Here is a 20,106-nt window from a genome sequence, read left to right on the forward strand (position 1 = left end):
GTGTTCATTGGAGTCCTTGGATTCGTGTGCGTTTGGACGGGGAGCGATTGGCGTTGTCGCTCAAGTGTTGCCATGCCGCATACAAGGCGTGATCGGTGCCGAACGCGCCTGCCTTGGTAACGATGCCGGGACGATGGCCCTGCCGGGAAACGGTCGGGCGGGCGAAGGCGACGCCGGCTTCGATTTCCGTCAGCAGTTGCAGGCTGTCGATGCCGACGGTGGTCAATATGGCCCGCGCCGTCTCGCCACCCGTGGCGATCAAGCCGCCGATTTTGGCAAAGTGTGGCTCTACCAACACGGCCAGCAGGGTCGAAAGTTGCGCGCCCTCCTGGGGATCGAACGCTTCATCGCGGCCGATGCGCAGCAGCAGGTCACTCCAGCCGTCCAGTTGCTCGCCGATGCGCGCCTGCCACGTCGCCCAATCGACATGCGTTGTGCCCTGGCGAAGGACCTCGGGCGGTACGACCAATTCGCTGACGCCGCCACGCTCCTTGAGCAGTGCGCATTGCCGATCGCAGACTCCGGAAAGGCTACCGACGAGTATCAGGATAGGCGCCTGACTTTTTTCGACGGCATCCGGTTCGATGGCCGTGAAACCTGTTTCGCTGAAGCCAGGAAGACCGGCTATTTCCCGAGCTAGACCACCCGAACCAATCCAGAACAGCGGCTGTTCCATCGACGCGGTCAGGCGAGCGAGGGTCAGCAGGTCATCTTCGGTTTGTGCGTCGACGATCAACGCCTGCGTGCCGCTGCGGGCGACTTCGATAATGTGCTGTGCGAGCGCATTTTCGTTGCCGCGCAAGGTGTCGAGGTCCAGCTTCGCGGTGCTAAGGCCTGCGGCGATGAGCATCGCTTCGACGTCAGCCGGGCGGTCGGCGTTTTCGAGTTTCCAGGTGTCGGTGGTTTCCAGTGGCTGGCCGTTCACGAACACCCGACCGCCACGCAACGTACGCCCGGTGGCGGGAAACGCCGGGGCGACGATGGCCAGGCCTGCCAACGGTTGCAGGGCAGCGACTTCGGCCGCCCAGTTGCCACGCAAGGTCGAGTCAATCTTTTTATACAGTCGCTGCCCAGGTTGATGCAGCGCTTTAAATGCAGCGACGGTGCGCTCGGCGGCCCGCTCCGGAGAGAGGCGTCGAGTGTCCGTATCGGCCGCAATCACCTGAGCGTCAGCCTTGTCATTCAAAGGGTCGAGCGTGACCACCGTTTGTAGCCCCGCGCTCGCAAAACCGATGGCGCAATCTGCCGCGCCCGACAAATCGTCCGCGATGATCAGAATCCTCATCGCAAGGCCTCCTGCTTTTGAGGCTCGATCTCCGGTTCAGGGATAACGACGGGATTGCGTTGTTGCACGCGCTTTGCAACGGCGGCGGTGAGCAGCGGCGCGAGAATCGCGGTCACTACGACACAAGCAGCGACCAATATGGTCGCGCTCTTGGCCGCTTCTGCGTACACCGGATTGGCCGCCGCGATCAGTGCTGGCACGGCGGCGGCGTTCCCGGCGGTAGTGGCCGCTGCGACGCCGGCGACGCCAGTGCCACCGGTCAAACGGTCAGCGAAGAACAGCGGGATACCGGTCAACACGACAACCGCAACACCCATTCCCAGACCGAGCAAACCGGCCTGCCAGACGTTATGCAAATCCAGGCTGGCGCCGAGTGCCAGGGCGAAGAACGGGATCATCACCGGAACGGCTTTGGCCAGAAAATCGCGCATGTCACGGTCAAGATTGCCCAACAACATGCCCAGGGCCAGCGGCAGAATGCTGCCCACCAGCGTCGGCCACGGGAAGGCCGACAGGCCGGCGATACCCAAGGTGACCATCGTCAGAAAAGGCCCGGACTCCAGGGACATGACCGAGTAGGCACCGACGTCTTCGGATCGACCGTATTGCCCCATCAGCGCCATGTACAACCCGCCGTTGGTGTCGTTCATCGCAGCAACGATCGCCAGCGTGGAAATACCGGCGAACAGACCTGACGAAACCGGCTGCTCGCCCAGGAAGTGCCCAAGCACAATGCCAATCAGGACGGCGATGCCGACTTTGGTGATGAGCAGCGTGCCGCCCTTCTTCAGCAGGTAAGGCGTGGCCTTGATGTTGATGCTCGCGCCCATGCAAACGTAGAACACCGCGAGGATGGGTAATGCCCCGGTGAACAGCGCATTGGTGAAAGAGCCGAAAAACTTCGGTGTATCGGGAAGAAAGGTAGCCACCAGCGAACCGATCAGCAGCGGGACAATCATCATGCCGCCAGGGATGCGTTCTATGGTGCGCTTGATAGGAATTTGGGCCACGAGGGTCTCCTTTTATAATTGTTTGGCAAGACGTTTATCACCTCGAAACTGACTGAATCGATCACGCAGTGATTAATTCAGTCAAATTTATCTTAGGCTTTCGTCATAAATTGCGCAAATCAATCATTCAAATGATCGTTTTGATCATTTGTGGTGGAGGAGCCTGCTGTGACAGGGGAAAACAAAACGCAAAAAAATGCCCAAACCTCCCGGTCCGAGCATTCTTTGACCCCGATTACCCACCCTCCCCAGAAAACCCTCGATCCTGCGCAACCCTCCAACCATCGGACGCCCGCATCATTTCGCTACTAAACTCGGGACAAGCGGGTTCAGGTGCAGGATTATAGCCAGCACGTATCGCCCAACCGACGGCCAGGTACTCAACAATAGCCAGCCCACTTTAGAGGGCATTACCCAATGGATAGCAGAACCCTACGCAACCTGATGCGCATTGTGCAGACCGGCTCATTGTCGGCGGCGGCAGAGCATTCCTGTTTAACGGTGCAGGCATTGGCTGCGCAGTTGAACAAGGTCGAAGAGCAGTTTGGTTTTCGGTTGTTTCGTCGCTCCAACAAGGGGTTGACCCTGACCACGCAGGGCACGGAGCTCACGCCTTTCATGGACAAGGTGTTAGTGGCCACGCGGCAACTCGAAGAAAAAGTCGCCGCGTTGAAAGAGCCTGGGCAGCGCACGCTCAGGGTGGCGCTGAACACGACGCTTTCGTCTGACTTCAATCGGCGAATGATCGGACGCCTGATTGAGGTGTTTCCCGACTATCAGCTGGAGTTCAGCTACGCCGAGTCGATGGAGAACCTCAGCAAGCTGAAGAACGAAGACTTCGACCTGGCGGTGTTGATCGGCCCGCAGCAGCCGGGATTACCGAGCATTATCCTGCCCGACGTCCAGGTGCAGGTGGTCGGTGCCCATTGCGGCCAGGAACATGATCCGCTGGTGATGCTTGGCAACAAGTTTCAGGTTCGGCCGGCTGACGATTGTCCGTACTCCCACAGCTTCTTGCGCTTTCTCGACGCCGGTCTGGGCAATTACGAGTCGAACAAGCGGATGGTCTACTCCTGCAGTGAAACGCTGACGCTGTCGCTGATCACGCAAATGGATGGCCTCGGCATGGTGTCCCGTGATGCGGCCCAACGTAACGGCTTGACCATTTTCCCTGGCTTCGAAGATGCCCTCGAAGTGCGGTTGGCGGTCAATAACCCTGAGTTGTCGGGCCAGGCGTTGCACGATGTGGTCGACCTGCCGCTACAGGAACGAACCGAGCGCAATGTACGCAGCCGTTCCCACCGCAACGGAGAGAAAGAGGTTTTTGCTGAAGTACGCACATAACAACGTCGGAATCGCGGCATAAAATTCCGGGCGATCGAGCTGCACGTGCTGATCCTTGATCAACAACGGCGTAACGCTGATGGCAGCGACGATCGCCACCGGCAAGTATTCCAGCGCACGGGCGACGAAGGGCGGCCAATGGTCGGTGTTGACTTGCAGCGGCAGCGCACGCGGCAGGAAGGTCACGGCCATCATCAGGACGACGACCAGAATCAGAAACGTTTGGTCAGGCATACACCCACCCCGCAGCCCACAAAGGTGGCGATGAATACGTTGAACGGCGAGCTGCCGACCAGGCTCAGTGCGCCCATGCAGGCGACAGCGGCCAGTGCAGCGATGAGTTTATTACGCGTATTGCACAGCGAAACCAGGACGTAGAGCATCATCGCCGTCAGCGCGTAGTCGAGCTGATACTTGATCAAGTGCGCCGCGTACTGCGCGCAAATCGCCCCGAGCAAACCGCCGAGCACCCACGACGTGTGGCAAAACAGATTGAAGCCAATCAGGTAGCGCACATTGACCGGCGCTCCTTTGCCCAGTTTGACGCTGTGGAAAGCGAACGATTCATCGGTCAACCCACCCGCGTAACACCAACGCTCAAGACGACTGAGTCCCATCGCCTGCAACGCCTTGGCCATGTAAACGGACATCAGCATGTGCCGCGCGTTGATCAAAAATGTGGTGAGGACAATGGTGGTCAGCGACGCGCCACTGGTAATCAGTGCCAGCGCGGCAAACTGTGAAGCACCGGCGTAGACAAACAGGCACATGGCGACCGGCAACCACACTGGCATCCCGGCATTGACCGCCATCAGGCCGAACACGAACGACACCGTGAAATAGCCCGCCACTACCGGGCTGGCTTCTGCAAAGGTGCGCGAACGTTGTTGCGGCCCGACCATCAGCGGACGGCTGCTGGACGTCTCATTCATAGATCCCTCTCAAATGTTCTTTCGCCGCGTGGCTCATAAAACCCTTGGGCACTCCAAAAGCGTTGGCCGGCGAGGTTGGCATCGTCGACAAACAGGAACATGCGCAGCACGCCCACGCGTTTCATGTCCGCCGAGGCCGCTTCAACCAGCCGTTGACCGACGCCCTGGCTGCGATACAACGGGCTCACCGCCAAATGGTTGATCGTGCCGCGACTACCCAGCATGCCGCCGAGCACCGCGCCGACAATTTCGCCGCTGGTGTCGAGCGCGATGAAGGCGGTGGTGGTCTTTTGCACCAACACACCGCGCAGGCACTTGGCGTCCTGCCATTCGCAGAAGGACACCTCTTCGAATTGCCGGAAGAAGCGCTCCAGGCGCTGTGCGTCCTTGGCTGTCGTACGCCTCAACATCACCGGTGCAGGGCACTCAGCGAGGTTGATCGCGGCGTTGTACTGTTCAGCGAACAATGTCGAAAGCGGTCCCGGGCCGCGAGAAGGAAATCGCCAGAATTTGCCGATAGGCCATGGCGTGGGAATGGGTGTTGCGCGCCGGCGTGACGTAGTGGCGCATGTCCCGATCCAGGAAGTAAGTGGTATCGAGAATGTCCGTGTAAGTCGTCGACGCCAGATGCTCTTGTTCATGGGCGCTGTACAAGCGGCTTTCCGCCCCCTCCACGTTATTGCGTCCCCAGAAATGCACGCCACTGAACGGGTAACCGTCGCAGTGAATACCTTCCGGGGTGATCTCCAGTTGCTTGCCTGGTTTGATCTCGATACGGATCTGGTGAATCTGGCATTGCCAGATTTCATCGTGCAGTTCCGGCGGCAGAACGTTTTTGTACACCTCGAAATCCGTGTCGATCAGGCTGCGCATCACCGGCGAATGGATGATTTCATCGGAGAAGTCCTGAAAGTGCCGAACCATTCCGCCCACATAGGCATTGTTGGCCTTGGACTGGACGTAGGCGCGGTGCTCCAGCTGCGTCAGTTCACGAGTCTTCGGGTTGTATTCGAAATCGCTGTAGCGTCGGTACCGATTGCCCGCCTCAGCCTGACCGTAGTAACTGTCGGGCTCCATGTTTTCCCAACTTCTGGTCAATCTGACGAAGTCGGAGAAGTGACCGAACAGATTGAAGTCACTACTTTTGACGTTGACGTATTTGTCGCGCCGTAGCGATTCGCCCACTTCTTTGTTCAAAACGAGCATTTTCAAAATCTCCGTGCATTTAGCAACCTAATCTAGAGAGCACAGGATTTGCGTCCATGAGAAAGAATTTCAGGCATATCAAGCGTTGCTTGAAACGGCGTTTGAAGTAGCTGCAATTTGACCTTTTACGACTGAAAACAGCGTTTTCTAGCGCTTTTTAACCCTCACCAGGCAAAAAAATCCCCCGAGCCGGTCGAGGGATTTTCGATTTTTTAACGCTTACTCGATCATCAGAAGACGTTGATCGGGTAATCCACGAACACACGCAGTTCGTTACCGCTGACGTTGTACTCGCTGGACTTCTGCGACACACGCAGCACCGAGCTGCGCAGCTTCACACTCAGGTCTTTGGCCGGGCCGCTTTGCACGACGTATTTGAACTGGTTGAAGATTTCGCGCTCGGTACCGCCTTCGCTGGTGGACGTGGTGATGTTGTCACCGCGCACATACGCCACGTTGTACGTCAGGCCCGGAACGCCAAACGCGCTGAAGTCCAGGCCGTAGCCCAACTGCCAGCTGCGTTCGTCTTCTGCGTTGAAGTCGGACCAGTAGGAGTTCGCCAGGTAGATGGTGTTGCCACCGTCGCCCACGCGCCCCTGGTCTTTCTGATAGCCGCCGTAGGCGTAGCCGAGGTTGCTGTCGCCCGTGCTGCGCTGGTGCGCGAGGGTGAACGAGTGCGGGCCGGTGGCGAAGGTCGCGGCCAGGCTCCAGATCTTGTTGTCATCGCCGGTGATACCGTTTTCGCGGACGTAGGAATCGTCCAGCTTGGTGCGGTAGCCGTTGAAATCCAGGGTCAGGGACTGATCCTTGTCGATCGGGAAGATGTAGTTGGCATTCACGTATTGCTTCTTCAACACGTCTTCGACGTCGGAAGCGTACAGCGCGCCTTTGAATTGCTCGGTGAACTGGTAGCTACCGCCCAAGACGTTGATCGACTTCAAGCCACCGCTGTCACGACCTTCAGCGCTTTTACGCGATTCGGCGGTGAAACGACCGGCGTCCAGTTGCAGGCCTTTGATCTCTTTGGAGGTGATCAAGGTACCGGTGTAGCTTTCTGGCAGCAGGCGCGAGTTGTCGTAGCTCAACACCGGCAGGGCCGGCATCTGGTCGCCGTAGGTCAGCGTGGTGCTGGACAGGCGGAATTTGATCGCAGCGCCGCCCTTGGACAGATCGTCAGCCGGCTGGCCGCTGTCGCCCTTTTTGAAAAAGTCGATGCCTTGCGCACCGCTACGGTCTTCGCTGCGCTCCAGATTGAGGGCGTACAGACCGAAAGCGTCGACACCCACACCAACGGTGCCTTGGGTGAAACCGGACGAGAACGTGCCGATGGCCGCTTGGCCCCACTCGGATTTATCCGGGTTGCCGTCTTTGTAATCACGGTTGATATAGGCGTTGCGCAGCAGCACTTTGAGGCTGCTGTCTTCAACGAAACCCTTGGACTCGGCCTGGTCGTTAGCCATGGCCTGTGTAGCACTCAACATCCCCAGAGCGATCAGGCTGATTCGCTTGTTCAACATTTTGTTTTCCTTATTTCGGGTTGAAACGCGCTGTGTCGAACGGCTGAAACGGCGCTATCGCACTCTTTTTTCACCCCAAAACAAAAAGGCCCGCGCACGAGAAAATCGTGGCGGACCTTTTATTATTTTGTGAGTCGTGGCGGTTAGCCACAGGCGTTGGGCGGGATCCTAGTCGCGCCCATAATGCTGTGTCAATTTGATGAATTGACTATGGATAGAAGAAAAACGTCTAAGCGAGTTGCGCCAGCCAAGTCGCAAACGCCTCGGGCTTGCCGAGCCAAGGGCTGACATCGACCAGCGTGAACTGGCCATTTCGCTCAAGTGCCAGTGTCGGAAAACCTTGTCCGCCGAACTTGGCCAACAGGGCGCGACTGTCTTTGATGTGCTGCTCGGTATTGGCGCTTTTTAATGCCGCTTCGAAGGCCAGGGGCTCCAGACCGATCTCTTTTGCCAATTCAAGCAGCACCGATTCATCAGCGATGCGTCGACCTTCAACGTAATGCGCCGTCTGCAAACGCCCCAGCAACTCAATCCCGCGCCCGGCGATTTGTTCGGCGGTCAGCACGGCCGCAATCGGCGGAGCGGAATCGAACACCGCCGTTTCATCGCGCAGCAGACCTTCAAAATACGCTTCGCCAAACGGCTGACCGCTGTACTCGGCAATGCGTCGATCGTGGGGCATCACGTAGTTGCGCAGTTGTGGTGAAACAGCCTTGCGGTTGGCGCCCGTCATCATGCCGCCACCGTGGACAATTACCGGCAACACGCCTTGGGCCGCCTGCACCAATGGTTTGGCGCCGTAGCACCAGCCGCACAACGGGTCATAAATGTAATGAAGGATCATCAGAAGGCTCCGGCATCGAAGTTAGGAAAATTCAATGCCGGCAGACTAATCCTCAGGTGGTTGCGGAAAAACGCTGGAATGGCTTTCAGTCTGTTTCGTCGATCGGTCGAATGGCGCCGGCCGATCGCTAAACCTGTAGGAGTCAGCCTGCTCGCGATGGCGGTGTATCAGTCGCCATGAGTGTTGACTGAAAAACCGCTATCGCGAGCAGGCTCACTCCTACAGTCCCTGAAAAAACCATCGGCCATAAAAAAGCGCCGCCATCCCGGCAGCGCTTTATCAATCCTTTGTTTATTTTTCTTATCCTTCCATCACATCCCACAACGCTTCCAGCTCCGCCTCGCTGAACAAGCCAGCGGGGTAGCGCTCGATCATCATCCGGCGCGGATCAGGTTCACTGATCTGACGCGTTCCATTGGATTTGAACCAGTGCGCAAGGACCTGGAGCGATTCGCTATTAATTGCCAGGGGATGCAACGCCCGCTCGCTCACTACGTTCACTTCGGCGTTCATTTCAGCGCTCTCTCCTGGTTTGTGAGCGGCTAACTTATCCAAGGTTTATGACAGAACATCGCAGTCCTCCCCCTCCCTGTTTCACGCGATGACAGATACAAGAGCTGTGCCAATGTTTCTGAACTGTCGACAAGCGGATACAAAAAAGCCCGCGGTCCATAAGGGCTGCGGGCTTTTCAGGGTGCGGGGAGGGTTCGCCTGAACCCGGTTGATTTTGCAATCGACTCAGGCTGTTACAACCCCACTCACTCCTTGTGCGGTGCGGGTTGCTGTTGGGTAAGGCAGTGAATGTTACCGCCTCCCAGTAACAGTTCCCGGCCTGGCACCATCACCACTTCGTGTTGCGGGAACAGCGTCTGCAAAATTTCCTTTGCCGGGCCGTCCAGCGGGTCATCGAAGCTTGGCGCGATGATGCCGCCGTTGACGATCAGGAAGTTCACGTAGGAACCGGCCAGACGAACGGTTGGATTCCGCTCTTGAGTGCCGTCCACCGGGTCGACACCCGCGCACTCTTCTTCGGTCGCGTACAGCGGCCCCGGAATCGGCATCTTGTGCACCGTGAAGGGGCGACCCTTCGCGTCGGTGCTGCTTTGCAGGACTTTCATGGCGGCCTGGCAGCGCTGGTAGTTCGGGTCTTGCGGGTCATCGGTCCAGGCCAGCAATACTTCACCCGGGCGCACGTAGCAGCAGAAGTTATCCACATGGCCGTCGGTTTCGTCGTTGAACAAACCGTCCGGCAGCCAGATGATTTTATCCACAGCCAGATTGGCGCTGAGCACCGCTTCGATTTCTGCACGATCAAGGTGCGGATTGCGATTGCGGTTAAGCAGGCATTCTTCGGTTGTGATCAGGGTGCCTTCGCCATCGACGTGAATCGAACCGCCTTCGAGCACGAAGCCCTCGGTGCGGTAACGCTGGCTGCGCTCGATCTCGAGGATCTTGCCGCCCACCTGCGAGTCACGGTTCCACGGCGAATACAGGCCGCCGTCGAAACCGCCCCACGAGTTGAAGTCCCAGTTCACGCCACGGACTTCGCCACGGTTATTGATGACGAACGTCGGGCCGGTGTCGCGCACCCACGCGTCATCGCTGGACATTTCCACCACACGAATATTCGGCACGTCGAGACGGGCGCGAGCGTTTTCGTACTGGCCTGCGGAAACCGCGACGGTCACCGGCTCGAAACGCGCGATGGCTTTTGCCACCGCCACGTGTGCGGCTTGCGCCGGTTTGCCACCCAGGCGCCAGTTGTCCGGGCGCTCGGGCCAAATCATCCAGGTCTGGGTTTGTGGCGCCCATTCGGCCGGCATGTAGAAGCCGTCGGCGCGAGGCGTGGTGTGCAAAGTGGTCATGAGAATCAGGACTCCAGGGAACCGTCGAGAGTTTTCAGTGCGCCGTACAGGTTCGGGCGACGATCACGGAACGAACCCCACGCGCTGCGAATGTGTTCCAGTTCGTCGAGGTCGAAAGTGTGCACAAGAATACCTTCTTCGGTTTTGTTGAGCTCCTGAACTTTTTCGCCGAACTGATTGGCGATGAAAGAAGAGCCGTAGAAGGTAATGTCGTAGCCGTCCTGCTCTTCGTTGCCGATGCGGTTGCTGGCGATCAGCGGCATCAGGTTGGCGCCGGCATGGCCCTGTTGCACACGCTGCCAGTGATCACGGGACGAGATGGTCTTGTCGTGCGGTTCGCTGCCGATGGCGGTCGGGTAGAACAGGATTTCCGCGCCTTGCAACGCCATGCTGCGGGCGCACTCCGGGAACCACTGGTCCCAGCAGATGCCCACGCCGATTTTCGCGTAACGGGTGTTCCACACTTTGAAACCGGTATCGCCCGGGTTGAAGTAGTACTTCTCGTGGTAGCCAGGGCCGTCCGGGATGTGGCTTTTACGATAAATCCCGAGGTTGGAACCGTCGGCATCGATGATCGCGATGCTGTTGAAACGCGCGCGGCCGGCCAATTCGTAGAAGCTGATCGGCAGCACCACTTGCAGTTCTTTGGCGACTTTCTGGAAGTGCTTGATCGCGACGTTGTCTTCAACGGTCGTGGCCAGTTGCAGGTAATCCGCGTTGGGCTTCTGGCAGAAGTACGGGGCTTCGAACAATTCCTGGACCAGGATGATCTGCGCGCCTTTGGCTGCCGCCTCACGGACCAGCTTCTCAGCGGTTTCGATATTGGCTTCAAGATCCCAGGAACAGGCCATCTGGGTAGCGGCGACGGTAACGATACGGCTCATGAATCGGCTCCTGAGCAAAGGCTTGGGGTCGAGTGTGGCATCGACCCGTGACAGAAATGGGAAGCGCAAGCTGTGGATCGTCCACAGCAAGGCAGCGGTGACTTTATAGCCGATAAATATCGGCTTTAGAAGCCACCAAGAAACCTTCTGTCATTTTTTTTTGCTTAAAAGCCGATATCTATCGAATTAACTCGCTCCTACAGGGTTATGGGTTTACAGGCCCTCCACGAGCACCTTCGAAAGCATGTCGACAAAGAAATCCACGCTCTGACGCGAGGTCACCATCGGCGGCTTGATCTTCAGGACGTTGAGGAAATCACCGGTCGGCTGCATGAAAATCCCCAGCTCGCGCAGGCGATCACACAGCGCCGTGGTTTCTTCGGTTGCTGGTTCCAGCGTGTCGCGGTTGCGGATCAGCTCGACGCCCAGATAGAACCCGGAGCCGTGCACCGCGCCCACCAGCGGATGAATATCGATCAGCGCTTCCAGGCGCTCCTTGAAATAGCCGCCCACCTCCTGAGCGTTTTCCCAGAGCTTTTCTTCTTCCATCACATCCAGCACCGCTAAGCCGATCTGGCAACTGACCGGACTGCCTCCCGCCGACGAGAAGAAATAACCTTCGGCCTCCAGTGCTTCGGCGATTTCCCGGCGGGTGATCACCGCGCCCAACGGCTGGCCGTTACCCATGCCTTTGGCCATGGTGATGATGTCCGGGACCACGCCCTGCTCTTCAAAACCCCAAAAGAAATGACCCATGCGCCCATAGCCGACCTGCACTTCATCGGCGATGCACACACCGCCCTGGGCGCGAACCATGGCGTAGACCTGTTGCAAATAGCCCGGTGGCAACGAGATTCCGCCGGCATTGCCGTACACCGGTTCGCAAATGAAACCGGCCAGCTTGCGTCCTTGTGCAGCGACTTTCGCAAGATTGTGTTCGACGCTGCGCACGTAGTCCGGCGCGCTGTCCGGGCCACGGAATTCCCCGCGATACGTGTTCGGCGCGACGACTGGATGCACCCAGTCCGGACGACTGCTCAAGGCCTTGGGGTTGTCGGCAATCGACGTCGACACCGCATCGGCGCCCACCGTCCAGCCGTGATAGGCCTCCAGCACGCTCAGCATGTCGCGCCCGCCGCTGTAGGCCCACGCCAGGCGAATCGCCAGGTCGTTGGCCTCGCTGCCGCTGTTGACCAAAAACACCCGGTCCATGGAGTCCGGCGCCAGCTTCAGCAAGCGCTCGGAGAACTCGGCGACCGCCGCATAGTTGAAACGCGAGTTGGTGTTGAGCAGCGACCACTGGCGACCGGCGACCGCCGCCATGCGCGGATGACCATGGCCGAGCACCGCGACGTTGTTGAGCATGTCGAGGTAGGAGCGGCCCTGCATGTCGATCAGGTGGTTGCGCCAGCCGCGTTCAATGCGCGGCGGGTCGATGTAATAGTGCTTTTGGGTCCGGGCGAAACTGGCACTGCGGCGCGCCAGCAGCGTCTGCGAATCCAGTTCCTCTTCAGCGTCACAAGCCAGCCCCAGCAATGTCGCGGGCGACGGGCACAAGGCTTGCCAGGCCAGGGCACGCGAAGGTGTGCAGAACAGCGGCGCATTGAACGCAGTGCCTCGGCACAACTGCACGATCAGCGGACCGCTGACCGAGCCCAGCACCTGGCCTTTGACCAGCGCGGCGCCCACGTGCAGCGACGGGGTCACGCCCCACAGCCGTACGCTCAGTTGCGGACCGTCGAGTTGCAGCACGCCCGCCGAGGGTTGATGAACCACCCCGGCAAACGGCGATTCGACCGCCGTGCCGTGGGGCACTCGCAACTCGACGTGCAACGGGCAAGTGTCCGGCTCGTCCGCAGTGTCTGGCCGGGTTCGCGACAACCGGTATTGCCCATAGCGACTGGCGGCCAACCCGTGGGTGGCGGCGGCTTCCGTCAACAGTCGCTGGTCGATCCCTTCCTGCTCCCAATTGCCCGCCTCGAAATGCGGGCTGAGGACGCCCAGATCGATCAGCGCAAACTCGCGCCCCACCAGGCTTGGCAGCAATGGCGCGAACCCTTCGCTGCCGATGCTCGGCAGGCTCTGGCCAACACACGCCAGAATCGCCGCTTCCATCAGTTCCAGCGGCACCGAGGTGGCCACGCGGAAAATTTCCCACTCATGGGTCAGGTTGTCGCGGCTGTATTGGTTGCCCGGATCAATGCTGACTTGCTGCTCGCCGCTGAGCACCAGCACCGCCGCACGCGCGACGATCAGCGGCCAGAGCGCCAGCAGTTCTGCGGGCTGCAAACGGTTGACCGCGTGATACGCCTCGATGGCCGGCAAAATGTAGAACGGGTCGCTGTTGGCGTGGTGCAGCAGCGCCGCGCACGTCACCGAAAGATCGGTGATGCGCCAGGTGCGGACCAGGTCGCCGAAATCGATCACGCCCTGCAACTGCCACTGGCGTTGCGCATCGCGCTGCCAGACCACGTTGTCGTCAGTGATGTCCATGTGAATGGCCTGCACCGGCAACTTGTCCACCAGCGGTTGCAGATGACGTTCGGCGCGCTCGGCAGCCTCGGCGATCAACCGGCGCTGCGCGTCATCCTTGATCACCGGCAGCAAATGGCCGATCAATGCGTTGGCGTGACGGGCGTCCCACTGCAATGTGCGCTCAAGGCCCGGATGGTCGAACGCGGCCAGGGCCAGGTCCATTTCGCCGCACAACTGACCGAAACCCGCCATCACGGCACCCGGCAGGTGATCCAGATGGGTGAGCGACTGACCTTCGATGTAGTCGAGCAGGCGCACGTGTACCGATTGACCCGCGACATCCAGCGTGAGCAGATCAGCACCATTTTTCGCCAGGATCACTCGCGGCACCTTCACGCCGGACTGCTCACGCAAATGCTTGAGCCCCGCGTGCTGGGCGTGCAGTTCCAGCGCCGAGTAATCGCCGCGGCAGATTTTCAGGACGAAACGCCCCTTGTCGCTGTCCACACGAAAGTTGAGATCCTGCTGGCTGCCCAGGGCCTGCAACGTTCCGCTCAGCCCGTAATGTCCCTCCAGCAGCTCTAGCGCTTGCTGCGCAGACACTTGCGGGCTGGGCAAACTGGCGCGATGAATCAACGTGGCGAGCGGCATACAGCGACCTCTTAAATGTTATTAGCCGCTTATATCGCCACTGCCAGAGGCGATACGCAACCCCCTTTCGATTGCCTGAACTGCCCTTACACTCAACACAACCAGCGATCGGATTAGAAAAAATCAAGTCGTACTCGCCTCCCTCGGCACTTTGCGCAAGAATGTCCGCCATCAACGCCTATTACCGGAGAAGCACCATGAATGTTGTCACCACCGACCTACCCGGTGTTCTGATCATCGAACCCAAGGTTTTTGGTGACGAACGCGGCTTCTTCTATGAGAGTTTCAATGCCAAGGCCTTCGAAGAAGCGACGGGGCTGGACACACAGTTTGTCCAGGACAACCATTCCCGTTCGCAAAAAGGTGTACTGCGCGGCCTGCATTACCAGTTGGAAAACACCCAAGGCAAACTGGTCCGCGTGACGGCCGGTGAAGTGCTGGATGTGGCGGTGGATATTCGTCGTAGCTCACCCCATTTCGGCAAATGGGTAGCGGTGCGTCTGTCGGCCGACAACCATCGCCAACTCTGGGTCCCGGAAGGTTTCGCCCACGGTTTCGTGGTGCTGAGCGAGTTCGCCGAATTCCTCTACAAAACCACCGACTACTACACCCCCTCCGCCGAGCGCAGCATTCGCTGGGACGACCCGGACCTGGCCATCGATTGGCAACTGGAAGACGCACCGCAACTGTCCGGAAAAGACCAGGCAGCCGCATTCTTCAAGGACGCTGAAGTCTTTTCCTGAAACCCTGCCTGCATCTTCGTCGCCACCACGACTTGGCCAAGGTGCGCAGACTGCGCCATCAAGCCTAGGCATAATGCGCCTGTACCCTCAGGCGCTCGATGCTCATGACTCCGACCCTCCCTCGCAGACCCCGCTGGCGCAGCCTCGCCCTGCTGGCGCTGTGCCTGGCGCCGCTGCTGTGGCCGCTGGAGCATTTGGCCGAGCGCTACTACCGCAGCGAACTGGCCGGGCAGAACCGTCAGACCCTCGACCTGTACGTCGCCAACCTGCTGGGCACGTTGCACCGTTATGAAGTCTTGCCGCAGATCCTCGGCGACCTGCCGGCCCTGCGCGCCGTACTCGGTGCGCCAGACGATAGCGTCACCCAAGGCAACGCCAACCGCTTGCTGAAAAACATCAGCACCCAAACGGGTGCCGAAGTCATGTACCTGATGGACACCCGTGGCAAGACACTGGCGGCGTCCAATTGGGACAAACATGACAGCTTCGTCGGGCGTAATTTTTCCTTCCGGCCTTATTTCAGTGAAGCTATGGCCGGGCGGCTCGGACGGTTTTTCGGCCTGGGCACGACCTCGGCCAAACGCGGCTACTTCTTCGCCGCCGCGGTACGCGATGGCGAAAAAGTCATCGGCGTGCTGGTGGTCAAGGTCGACCTGGACCACACCGAAAGCCTCTGGGGCAAAACCCCGGAACAACTTCTTCTGACTGACCACAACGGCGTGGTCATTCTCACCTCGCGACCGGAGTGGCGCTTTCGCTCGACCCGCCCGTTGAGCGATGAAGAAAACCAGGCCATTTCTGCGATCCAGCCGTATCCGACCCGCGATCCGAAGCCGCTGAAACTCAATCCCAATGCCTGGCTGACGCAGACCCGGCAGATCGCCGAAACCGGCTGGAACGTCAGCATCCTTGCCCCACGCACCCTGATCGATCGCCCGGTGCGCACGGTGGTCGCCATTGGTGGCGCAACGCTGTTGGTGGTAATGCTGTTGCTCGGGCTGATGATGCAGCGCCGACGCCATTACCTCGAACGGATCGCCTTCGAAGCCAAGGCCCGGCGTGAACTCGAAGGTCGGGTCGCCGAGCGCACCAGCGACCTTGAAGGCCTCAACCGCCGATTGAAACAGGAAGTGCTGGAGCGCGAGCATGCCCAGCAAGAGCTGGTTCGCGCCCAGGATGATCTGGTCCAGGCCGGCAAATTGTCGGCACTCGGCACGATGTCGGCGAGCATCAGCCACGAACTCAATCAACCGCTGGCGGCGATTCGCAGCTATGCGGAAAATGCCGAGGTGCTGCTCGATCATCAACGCACTGACGATGCGCGTGGCAACCTCAAACTGATCAGCGAATTGACCGGGCGCATGGCCTCGATCATCGCTCACCTGCGCGCCTTCGCCCGCCGTGATCGTCACGCGCCGGAAAGCGTGGCCCTGCAACCGGCGCTGGATGACGCGTTGGCGTTGCTGGCCAAGCGTCGACGCAGCATGGAAGTCGAATTGATCCGCGATTTGCCCGCCGCCACGCTGTGGGTCGAGGCCGGGGAAACCCGTCTGCGTCAGGTGCTCGGCAACCTGTTGGCCAACGCCCTCGATGCGCTGACCGAAAAAGGTCCGCCACGTAAACTCTGGTTGAGTGCCCAATCCACCGCAGACGGCGTCACTTTGTACATTCGCGATAACGGCCCCGGCTTTTGCATGGAAGCCTTGGGGCGTGCGAGCGAGCCCTTCTACACCACCAAGACCCGCACACAAGGGCTTGGACTGGGGCTGGCGATTTGCGAAACCCTGATGCGTGCCTTCGGAGGTGAACTGTCGTTCGCCAACCACAAGGAAGGTGGCGCCCTGATTACCCTGAAGCTGCGCGCTGGCGCACCGGGCGTGAGCCTGCAACCGTCCGAGGACCGAAGTGCATGACCATCGACAATCGCATTCAGGTCGTGTTGATCGACGACGATCCCCATTTGCGTCAGGCCTTGAGTCAGACCCTGGACCTGGCCGGCCTGAAAATCCTGCCGCTGGCCGAAGCCAAAGGCCTGGCCGCGCAACTGGAGCGCGACTGGCCGGGCGTGGTGGTCAGCGACATTCGGATGCCGGGCATGGACGGTCTCGAATTGCTGACCGAACTGCATGCCCAGGACCCGGAGCTGCCGGTGCTGTTGATCACCGGCCACGGCGATGTGCCGCTGGCGGTACAAGCCATGCGCGCCGGGGCTTATGACTTCCTCGAAAAACCGTTCGCCAGCGATGCCCTGCTCGACAGCGTGCGCCGTGCGCTGGCCTTGCGCCGGTTGGTGCTGGATAACCGCAGCCTGCGTCTGGCCTTGAGTGATCGCAACGAACTGAGCACCCGCCTGGTTGGGCAATCGGCGCCGATGCTGCGCCTGCGCGAGCAGATTGGCGCACTGGCCGCGACCAAGGCTGACGTGTTGATCCTCGGTGAAACCGGCGCGGGCAAAGAAGTCGTGGCCCGTGCGCTGCACGATTTGTCGAACCGTCGGAATGGCCCGTTCGTGGCGATCAACGCTGGCGCACTGGCCGAGTCGGTAGTGGAAAGCGAGCTGTTCGGCCACGAGCCCGGCGCATTCACCGGCGCGCAAAAACGTCGCATCGGCAAGTTCGAGTTCGCCAATGGCGGCACGCTGTTTCTCGATGAAATCGAAAGCATGAGCCTGGATGTGCAGGTGAAATTGCTGCGCTTGCTGCAAGAACGCGTCGTCGAGCGCTTGGGCGGCAATCAGTTGATCCCGCTGGACATCCGCATCATCGCCGCGACCAAGGAAGACCTGCGCCAGTCCGCCGATCAAGGGCGCTTCCGCGCTGACTTGTATTACCGCCTGAACGTCGCGCCCTTGCGCATTCCGCCGCTGCGCGAACGCGGCGAAGACGCGTTGATGTTGTTCCAGCACTTCGCCGACGAAGCCAGCGCCCGCCACGGTTTACCGCCCCACGAATTGCAACCGGGGCAACGCGCCCTGTTGCTGCGCCACACCTGGCCGGGCAACGTGCGTGAACTGCAAAACGCCGCCGAACGCTTTGCCTTGGGCCTGGAGCTGGCGCTGGACAACAACACGTCGGATGGCGCAAGCAGCGTGCCAGTTGAAGGGGTCAGCGGCGGCTTGAGCGAGCAAGTGGAAAACTTTGAAAAGAGCCTGATCGCCGCCGAACTGGCGCGCTCTCACAGCTCCGTGCGCAGCCTCGCCGAAGCGCTGGGCATCCCGCGCAAAACCTTGCACGACAAGCTGCGCAAACATGGGCTGAACTTCGCGGGTAGCGCCAGCGGTACGAGCGACGATCTCGATTGAGCGTCCGTTAATTCATCACTTTCAAACAAGAGGTCCGTGCATGAGCCGCGACAGTCGTCACCTGGAATCCATTCTCCATCACGACATCCCACTGACGCAGGCGATGGGCGTCAAAGTGCTCGACTGGCACGACCAGCAACTGCGCCTGTACTTGCCGCTGGAAGCCAACGTCAACCACAAAAGCACCATGTTCGGCGGCAGCCTGTATTGCGGCGCGGTGCTGGCGGGTTGGGGCTGGCTGCATTTGCGCTTGCGTGAAGAAGGGATTGAAGACGGGCACATCGTGATTCACGAAGGGCAGATCAGCTATCCACTGCCAGTGACCATGGATGCGACAGCGATTTGCCAGGCACCGAGTGCGGCGGTGTGGAAGAAGTTTCTGGCGATGTATCAGCGTTATGGGCGGGCGCGGTTGACGCTGCATTCCAGGATTGTGAATGTCGACAGTGATGAGGATGCGGTGCGGTTTGCGGGGCAGTACGTGCTGCACCGCTGAGTAGAGGCCAGCACAAAAACATGTGGGAGCGAGCCTGCTCGCGAAGAGGGCGTGTCAGCCGACATTAGTGTTGTCTGATACACCGCCTTCGCGAGCAGGCTCGCTCCCACAAGGGTTTTGCATAGTTGGCAGATTGTGGGGTAAGCCCTTCTAGCCGCGGTCAGGAACGGGCCAGTTCCAGCAATTTTTCGCGCCACGCAGCCTTCGCCGGCAGCGCCAAAAAGAATTCATTCAACAACGACTCCCGCGCCGGATAGCAAAACGGCGCACCGCTCAAATCCAGCACTTCGCCGCCCGCGCCTTCCAGCACGCCTTGCGCCGCGGCCGTGTCCCACTGCGAAGTCGGCGCCAGGCGCGGATAACAATCCGCCGCCCCTTCCGCCAACAGACAGAACTTCAACGAACTGCCGATGTTGGCCAATTGCAACTCCCCCAGGCTATCGCTCAACCCGGCCAGCAAGCGCTCCTGCTCCGGGCTCGAATGTCGACGACTGGCAACCACCGTAAACGCTTCCCCCGCCGCAGGCACTTCGCGGACCTGGATCGGCAATGGCGAGCTGCCCTTGTCGCCACGCCAGGCGCCCAAACCGGCACCACCGACGTAGAAACGCCCGTTGGTCGGCATCGACACCACGCCAAATACCACCCGTCCCTGCTCAATCAGCGCGATGTTGACGGTGAATTCTTCACTGCCGGAAATGAATTCCTTGGTGCCGTCCAACGGGTCCACAAGCCACCAGCGCTGCCACCCGGCGCGCACGCTTTGCGGGATGTTGGCGTCCTCTTCGGACAGCACCGGGATGCTGGGGTCCAGCGCGGTCAACCCGGCCAGAATCAAATGGTGAGCCGCCAGATCGGCAGCGGTCACCGGCGAATCGTCAGCCTTGGCCGTCACCGCCGTGCCGGTGCGCCAGAACGGCAAAATCGCATCGCCAGCCTTCAACGCCAGTTCAACCACCGGCGCCATCAATGGATGTGGAAAATTCATGGCAGATACACCCCGCGCTGGGTCAGCAGATCACGGGCCAGGTACAGCGCCGCCAAGGCACGGCCTTCGGTGAAACGCGGGTTCTGTGCCAGCGCAGACAGCTCACGCAAGTTGATCCTTTCCACGCCCATCGGCTCGGGCTCGTCGCCCTCAAGGCTTTCTTCATACAGATCGGTGGCCAGCACCACCTGGATTTTCTGGCTCATGTAACCGGGCGACAACGACAACTCGGTCAGATGCTCCAATTGCCGCGCGCCATACCCGGCTTCTTCCTTGAGCTCACGCTCGGCCGCCGCCAGCACGTCTTCACCCGGCTCGATCAGGCCTTTAGGCAAGGACAGTTCATATTCATCGGTGCCGCCGCAGTATTCCTCGACCAACACCGCGTGATCGGCATCGAGCATGGCCACGATCATCACCGCGCCGTAGCCTGCGCCTTTGCCGACCAGACGCTCGTAGGTGCGCTCCACGCCATTGGAAAAGCGTAGTTTCAGCTCCTCGACACAGAACAGACGGCTGGTGGCGACGATCTCGCGGGCGAGTACGGTGGGTTTCTGGCGCATGA

19 protein-coding genes are annotated in these 20,106 nt (G+C 59.9%); 5 read left to right on the forward strand and 14 right to left on the reverse strand.

From position 1 onward, the window contains the following. Positions 1-4: 4 nt before the first annotated feature. The gene (locus tag AC07N8_RS23600; RefSeq protein WP_493145985.1) at positions 5-1,285 is read right to left on the reverse strand and encodes a four-carbon acid sugar kinase family protein; all 1,281 of its coding nucleotides are present in this window, start codon (positions 1,283-1,285) and stop codon (positions 5-7) included. Further along, positions 1,282-2,295 carry a 2-keto-3-deoxygluconate permease gene (locus AC07N8_RS23605; RefSeq protein ID WP_077432267.1) on the reverse strand — a complete coding sequence of 338 codons (1,014 nt, stop codon included), beginning with the start codon at positions 2,293-2,295 and terminating at the stop codon, positions 1,282-1,284. Before AC07N8_RS23605 ends, AC07N8_RS23600 begins: the two co-directional genes overlap by 4 nt. Positions 2,296-2,712: 417 nt before the next feature. Between AC07N8_RS23605 and AC07N8_RS23610 the strand changes: the two genes are divergently transcribed. Next, positions 2,713-3,639 carry a LysR family transcriptional regulator gene (locus AC07N8_RS23610; protein WP_483840932.1) on the forward strand — a complete coding sequence of 309 codons (927 nt, stop codon included), beginning with the start codon at positions 2,713-2,715 and terminating at the stop codon, positions 3,637-3,639. Here the strand turns inward: AC07N8_RS23610 and AC07N8_RS23615 are convergent. From AC07N8_RS23615 to AC07N8_RS23660, 10 genes are all read right to left on the reverse strand, one after another. Continuing rightward, the gene (locus AC07N8_RS23615) at positions 3,556-3,873 is read right to left on the reverse strand and encodes an AzlD domain-containing protein (RefSeq protein WP_483840931.1); all 318 of its coding nucleotides are present in this window, start codon (positions 3,871-3,873) and stop codon (positions 3,556-3,558) included. The genes AC07N8_RS23610 and AC07N8_RS23615 overlap by 84 nt on opposite strands. Further along, on the reverse strand, positions 3,852-4,571 hold the full coding sequence (locus AC07N8_RS23620) for an AzlC family ABC transporter permease (RefSeq protein ID WP_493145984.1): 720 nt from the start codon (positions 4,569-4,571) through the stop codon (positions 3,852-3,854). Before AC07N8_RS23620 ends, AC07N8_RS23615 begins: the two co-directional genes overlap by 22 nt. Beyond that, on the reverse strand, positions 4,568-4,981 hold the full coding sequence (locus AC07N8_RS23625; RefSeq protein ID WP_493145999.1) for a GNAT family N-acetyltransferase: 414 nt from the start codon (positions 4,979-4,981) through the stop codon (positions 4,568-4,570). The genes AC07N8_RS23620 and AC07N8_RS23625 overlap by 4 nt, the downstream gene beginning before the upstream one ends. Before the next feature lie 46 nt (positions 4,982-5,027). Next, the gene (locus AC07N8_RS23630; RefSeq protein ID WP_493145983.1) at positions 5,028-5,777 is read right to left on the reverse strand and encodes a 2OG-Fe dioxygenase family protein; all 750 of its coding nucleotides are present in this window, start codon (positions 5,775-5,777) and stop codon (positions 5,028-5,030) included. 230 nt (positions 5,778-6,007) lie between these two features. Continuing rightward, positions 6,008-7,294, reverse strand: a complete 1,287-nt coding sequence (locus AC07N8_RS23635; RefSeq protein WP_493145982.1) for an OprD family porin — start codon at positions 7,292-7,294, stop codon at positions 6,008-6,010. A 229-nt stretch (positions 7,295-7,523) separates the two neighbouring features. Then, positions 7,524-8,138 carry a DsbA family protein gene (locus AC07N8_RS23640; RefSeq protein ID WP_493145981.1) on the reverse strand — a complete coding sequence of 205 codons (615 nt, stop codon included), beginning with the start codon at positions 8,136-8,138 and terminating at the stop codon, positions 7,524-7,526. Between the two features lie 300 nt (positions 8,139-8,438). Continuing rightward, positions 8,439-8,651 (reverse strand): HAD family hydrolase, encoded by a 213-nt coding sequence (locus AC07N8_RS23645; RefSeq protein WP_123435406.1) that lies wholly within the window; start codon positions 8,649-8,651, stop codon positions 8,439-8,441. A gap of 245 nt (positions 8,652-8,896) precedes the next feature. Continuing rightward, a complete protein-coding gene (gene aguA, locus AC07N8_RS23650; protein ID WP_493145980.1) occupies positions 8,897-10,003 on the reverse strand; it encodes an agmatine deiminase in 1,107 nt (368 codons plus the stop codon). A 5-nt stretch (positions 10,004-10,008) separates the two neighbouring features. Then, the gene (aguB, locus tag AC07N8_RS23655; protein WP_483840927.1) at positions 10,009-10,887 is read right to left on the reverse strand and encodes an N-carbamoylputrescine amidase; all 879 of its coding nucleotides are present in this window, start codon (positions 10,885-10,887) and stop codon (positions 10,009-10,011) included. A 213-nt stretch (positions 10,888-11,100) separates the two neighbouring features. Further along, the gene (locus AC07N8_RS23660) at positions 11,101-14,013 is read right to left on the reverse strand and encodes an aminotransferase (protein ID WP_493145979.1); all 2,913 of its coding nucleotides are present in this window, start codon (positions 14,011-14,013) and stop codon (positions 11,101-11,103) included. Between the two features lie 197 nt (positions 14,014-14,210). Here AC07N8_RS23660 and rfbC point away from each other — a divergent pair, with 197 nt between their 5' ends. The 4 genes from rfbC (at position 14,211) to AC07N8_RS23680 (ending at position 18,553) form a co-directional block, all read left to right on the forward strand. Continuing rightward, entirely contained in the window at positions 14,211-14,756 is a 546-nt protein-coding gene (gene rfbC, locus AC07N8_RS23665; protein ID WP_483840925.1) for a dTDP-4-dehydrorhamnose 3,5-epimerase, read from the forward strand. A 104-nt stretch (positions 14,757-14,860) separates the two neighbouring features. After that, complete coding sequence (locus AC07N8_RS23670; protein ID WP_123435584.1) at positions 14,861-16,669, forward strand: sensor histidine kinase; 1,809 nt, start codon at positions 14,861-14,863, stop codon at positions 16,667-16,669. After that, positions 16,666-18,057 (forward strand): sigma-54-dependent transcriptional regulator, encoded by a 1,392-nt coding sequence (locus AC07N8_RS23675; RefSeq protein ID WP_483840924.1) that lies wholly within the window; start codon positions 16,666-16,668, stop codon positions 18,055-18,057. Before AC07N8_RS23670 ends, AC07N8_RS23675 begins: the two co-directional genes overlap by 4 nt. A gap of 40 nt (positions 18,058-18,097) precedes the next feature. Beyond that, positions 18,098-18,553, forward strand: a complete 456-nt coding sequence (locus AC07N8_RS23680) for a thioesterase domain-containing protein (protein ID WP_493145978.1) — start codon at positions 18,098-18,100, stop codon at positions 18,551-18,553. Positions 18,554-18,713: 160 nt separating this feature from the next. On the opposite strand, the gene cysQ is transcribed toward AC07N8_RS23680, so the two are convergent. Both cysQ and nudE read right to left on the reverse strand, forming a co-directional pair. Further along, positions 18,714-19,541, reverse strand: coding sequence for a 3'(2'),5'-bisphosphate nucleotidase CysQ (cysQ, locus tag AC07N8_RS23685; protein WP_483840922.1), 828 nt, complete (start codon positions 19,539-19,541; stop codon positions 18,714-18,716). Beyond that, complete coding sequence (gene nudE / locus AC07N8_RS23690) at positions 19,538-20,104, reverse strand: ADP compounds hydrolase NudE (RefSeq protein ID WP_483840921.1); 567 nt, start codon at positions 20,102-20,104, stop codon at positions 19,538-19,540. Before nudE ends, cysQ begins: the two co-directional genes overlap by 4 nt. Between the last annotated feature and the right edge of the window lie 2 nt (positions 20,105-20,106).

It is taken from the genome of Pseudomonas sp. GW821-FHT10C09, from assembly GCF_059415465.1.